This window comes from Microbacterium sp. (assembly GCF_039812165.1).
GTDB lineage: Bacteria > Actinomycetota > Actinomycetes > Actinomycetales > Microbacteriaceae > Microbacterium.
The window spans coordinates 1-3991 of record NZ_JBDIAB010000240.1; the positions used below are offsets into that span (position 1 = coordinate 1).

At 71.3% G+C, this 3991-nt stretch carries 4 protein-coding genes and 1 tRNA gene; 3 read left to right on the top strand and 2 right to left on the bottom strand.

Going from position 1 to position 3991, the window contains the following annotated elements; all coding sequences use genetic code 11:
* Window positions 1-35: 35 nt before the first annotated feature.
* Window positions 36-120 (top strand) — tRNA-Leu (locus tag WML84_RS13540).
* 59 nt (window positions 121-179) lie between these two features.
* Here the strand turns inward: WML84_RS13540 and WML84_RS13545 are convergent.
* Window positions 180-863, bottom strand: coding sequence for an AraC family transcriptional regulator (locus tag WML84_RS13545; RefSeq protein ID WP_347346664.1), 684 nt, complete (start codon window positions 861-863; stop codon window positions 180-182).
* A 296-nt stretch (window positions 864-1159) separates the two neighbouring features.
* Between WML84_RS13545 and WML84_RS13550 the strand changes: the two genes are divergently transcribed.
* Entirely contained in the window at window positions 1160-2182 is a 1023-nt protein-coding gene (locus tag WML84_RS13550) for an ABC transporter substrate-binding protein (RefSeq protein WP_347346665.1), read from the top strand.
* 12 nt (window positions 2183-2194) lie between these two features.
* Window positions 2195-3073, top strand: a complete 879-nt coding sequence (locus WML84_RS13555) for a siderophore-interacting protein (RefSeq protein ID WP_347346666.1) — start codon at window positions 2195-2197, stop codon at window positions 3071-3073.
* Window positions 3074-3136: 63 nt separating this feature from the next.
* On the opposite strand, the gene WML84_RS13560 is transcribed toward WML84_RS13555, so the two are convergent.
* On the bottom strand, window positions 3137-3991 hold an 855-nt coding region (locus WML84_RS13560; protein WP_347346667.1), incomplete at its 5' end, for an ABC transporter permease.

A 3991-nucleotide genomic window follows, 5' to 3' on the forward strand; every position in this document is an offset into this window, starting at 1 on the left:
GGTCGATCTTCGGTTGGCGACAACCACACACCCATGCGCGGGTGGCGGAATAGGTAGACGCGCTAGCTTGAGGTGCTAGTGCCCGTATAGGGCGTGGGGGTTCAAGTCCCCCCTCGCGCACAGAGTGGAAATGGCCTCTGATTCGGGATTCAACCCCGATCAGGGGCCATTTTCGGCTGTCACCGCGCGGCGTAGCGCTGCGCGTAGACGGTGGGCGACATCCCGAAGTGGCCGTGGAAGACGCGTCGGAACGCGTTGACGTTGGTGTAGCCGACGCGTGACGAGACGGCGTCGACGCCGGCATGCGCGCGCAACAGGATCGCCGCGTTCTCCATGCGGTTGCGGATCCGCCATTGCCGCAACGTCATTCCCGTCTCGGCCCGGAACGCGCGCTCGATGCTGCGCGTGGACGTGTGGGCCGACTCGGCGAGCTCCTCGACGCTTCGCGTGTCGCCGGGGTTGAACCGCAGGGTCTCGGCGACGAGCTGCGCCGGCCTGCTCTCGGGCATGGGAAGGGCGACCTGCAGCACCGGCCGCTCCTCGATGAGCGCGAGGATCTGCCGGCCGAGGTCGACGGAGTGCTGGATGGCGGTCTGCCACGACGCGTTGTACGCGAGCAGCACCGTTCTCAGCTCTCGGTCCACCGCGACCGTCGTCGGCTGCCGCAGCGTCGTCGCGGTGCCGGCCACCTCGAAGAACAGCGGCGTCATCACCGAGTCCGCGTGCACGACGATGTCGTGGGGGATGCCGGCGGGGATCCACAGCCCGTGACCGGCGTCCACGCGGCGGGAGTGACCGGCGATCGTCACGTCCATCGCTCCACGGACCTGCCAGAGCAGCACGTGCATGGCGTCTTCGCGCATGTCCGTCAGGGTGACCGGCGGTATCCAGATCCGCCCGTGCGCTCCCGGGGCATCGCTGCCGGCGTGGTGTCGGGACATGGCCGCCTTTCGAGCGTCGCGTCAGAGGGACCTGCGGTCCCGGAAGCCTGTCGGAAACTGCGCACCATTCGTCGCATCCGGCGTACAAGGCAAGGCTTGCCTCACCTAGCGTAGACACGAGTGCGGCCGACGTGCCAGGCCGTGCGAGCTCGCGAGCCCCCACCCGCTGAAAGAGGACGCGCATGCCGATCACAGGTGTTCGAGTGAGGTCGCGTGCCGTGACCCTGATCGCTCTGGCCGTCCTGCTGTCGCTCGTGGGATGCGCGGCGCCGGGCTCCGCGGGCGAGGGCGACGACTCGCGGGAGCTGCTTCCCCCGGCGGAGGGCAACACCGCGTATCCGCTCGTCGTGACCTCCGCGGTCGGCGAGATCGAGATCGCGGAGCGTCCCCGCCGCGTCGTGATGGCCAGCTCGTGGGACGGCGATCTCTTCGCCGCGCTCGGCGTGGTGCCCGTGGCGACGGACGAGCAGATCGAGTTCTACCCGTGGGCGCTGGAGAGGTTCCCGGTCGAGATCGAGACGCTGTGGCCGATGGGCGACCAGCCGTACCCGGCCGAGACGATCGCCGCCGCGTCGCCTGACCTCATCGTCGACACCCTGGCCACCGATCCCGCCCAGGTGGACAAGCTCGGCGCGATCGCGCCGGTGCTCGGCGCCCCCGAGGACTCCGGGGCGGACGGCACCTGGCAGGATCGCATCCTGCTGCTCGGCGAGGTCTTCGACCTCTCCGAGCGTGCGCAGAAGGTCATCGCCGACTACGACGCGACCTTCGAGCGCATCCGGGAAGAGCATCCCGAGTTCGCGGGCACGAGCGTGGACTACGTCGCCTTCTACGGCACGGAGTTCGGCGCGGGGCTCCTCAACACGGCCGGCTCCGACGCCGAGGCGCTGTTCACGAGACTCGGCTTCGACCCCAGCCCCAGTGCGGATGACACGGCGCTCGACGACGGGATCAGCGACGAGCTGTGGGGGACGTTCAGCGGCGACGTGCTCGTCATCTCCAATCAGGATGCCGAGGGCTTCGCCGACTTCTTCGCGAACCCGCTCATCCAGAGCCTGGAGAGCGTGAAGAGCGGGCGCGTCCTGGTGCTCGACGTGGACAGCACCGCCTGGACGGTGTCGCACGACGGCGAGCCGACCCCCTTCACCGGGCACTTCGGACGGGCCTTCAACTACGGACCGCTGGCGCACCTGGAGATCGCCGAGCTCCTGACCCCGCTCCTCGCCGAGCTCCCGCGATAGGAAGGCACGGAGATGCCCACACGTGACCTGCCGACCTTCACCGGACCGAATCTCACCGGTGAGCTGCAGCTCGACTTCCAGCCGCGCATCGTCCGTCGGGATCTCCGCGTCGTGCGGGCGGAGGACATCACCCCTCGGTACCGCCGCATCGAGCTGGCCGGAGACGACCTGGCGGACGGCTTCCCGTTCGCGCGCTTCTCTCCGGGCGACCACGTCAAGGTGTTCTTCCCCGACCCCGCGACCGGGACGCTCACCGCCTACCGCGACACCGGCGACGAGTGGGAGCTCGACGGCGACGGCGATCCGATCCATCGCGACTACACCGTGCGGGCGTGGGATCCGGACTCCCGCCGCCTGACGCTCGACTTCGTCCTGCACGAGCACGGCGTCGCGGGCGTCTGGGCGCGCCACGCGCAGGTCGGCGATCGAGTCGTCGTCAACGGTCCGAGCGCGAATCAGCTGCTCCCCGAGGACTATCCGGTCTATCTCGCCGTGGGCGACGAGACCGCGCTCCCCGCGATCGCGAGGATCATCGAAGAGGCTCCCGCGCGCTCCCACGTGATCGCCGTCGTCGAGGTCGCGAACGCCGCGGAGGAGCAGGACCTGCACGGCGTCTCGGGTCTCGACCTGCGCTGGGTGCATCGAGACACCGCGCCCGTCGGCGAGGGTCATCTCGGCGCGCTCGAGACGGCCGTGCGCGCGGTCGCCCTGCCCGACGACCTCGGCGGGCTGTTCGTCTTCGCCGCCGGCGAGGCCGGCGCGATGAAGCCGATCCGCCGCTACCTGCGTCACGAGCGCGGAGTCCCCAGGCGTCAGGTCGAAGTAGACGGGTACTGGAAGCGCGGCGCGACCGACTTCGACCACCACGACGTCGACATCCCCGAGGACTGACGGACTCGGCGATCGGTCGGTGCCCTCCCGGGGACTGCTCTCGCGAGACCCGCGTCGCGGTCGTCAGATGCTGCGCAGGGCCGCGGTCGGCGAGAGACGCGCCGCCCGGGCGGCGGGCTGGAGCCCCGCGACGGCCCCGACGGCGACGGCGAGGGCGGGGCCGCCGAGCACGACCTCGACCGGGATGACGACCGGCTGCGCGGAGACGGCCGCGATCGCGAGCGCGGCGGCCGAGCCGAGCGCGAGACCGGTCACACCGCCGAGGAACGACAGGATGCCGGCCTCGGCGACGAACTGGGCGGCGATCTGGCCCGGGCGGGCGCCGAGGGCGCGGCGCAGCCCGATCTCACCGCGACGCTCCATGACCGAGACGACCATGGTGTTGGCGATGCCGACGCCGCCGATCAGGAGCGCGATGCCGCCGAGGACGAGGCCGAGCGCGGTGAGCGCGTCGTCGGCGGTGCTGCGCGCCTGGGCGAGGTCGGAGAGCTTCGTCACCGAGACGTAGGGTGACCCCGGTGCCGCGGCGGCCGCGAGGACGTCGCGCACCCGGTCGATCCGGCCGGGCTCGGCGCGCACGTAGATGGCCGAGACGTCGCCGACGGTCTCGCCGGTGTAGTGCGCGCGCACCCAGCGGTCGCCGAGGATCACGGCGGTGTCGATGCCGGTGGCGAGCCCCGCGGAGTCGAGGACGCCGAGGACGCCGTACCACTCGCCGCCGACGAGGATCCGGTCGCCCGCACGCGCGAGGCCGAGCCGTTCCGCGGCGACCGCGCCCAGCACCGCGACGGGCAGGGCGCGCGTCGCGCGGTCGAACCAGCGCCCGTCGGCCAGGGTCGCCTCGATCGCGTCGAAGACGTCGGGCCGGGCGACGGCGAGCGAGAGCCCGTTCGTCTCGGTCTCGGGCACGAGGTCGGT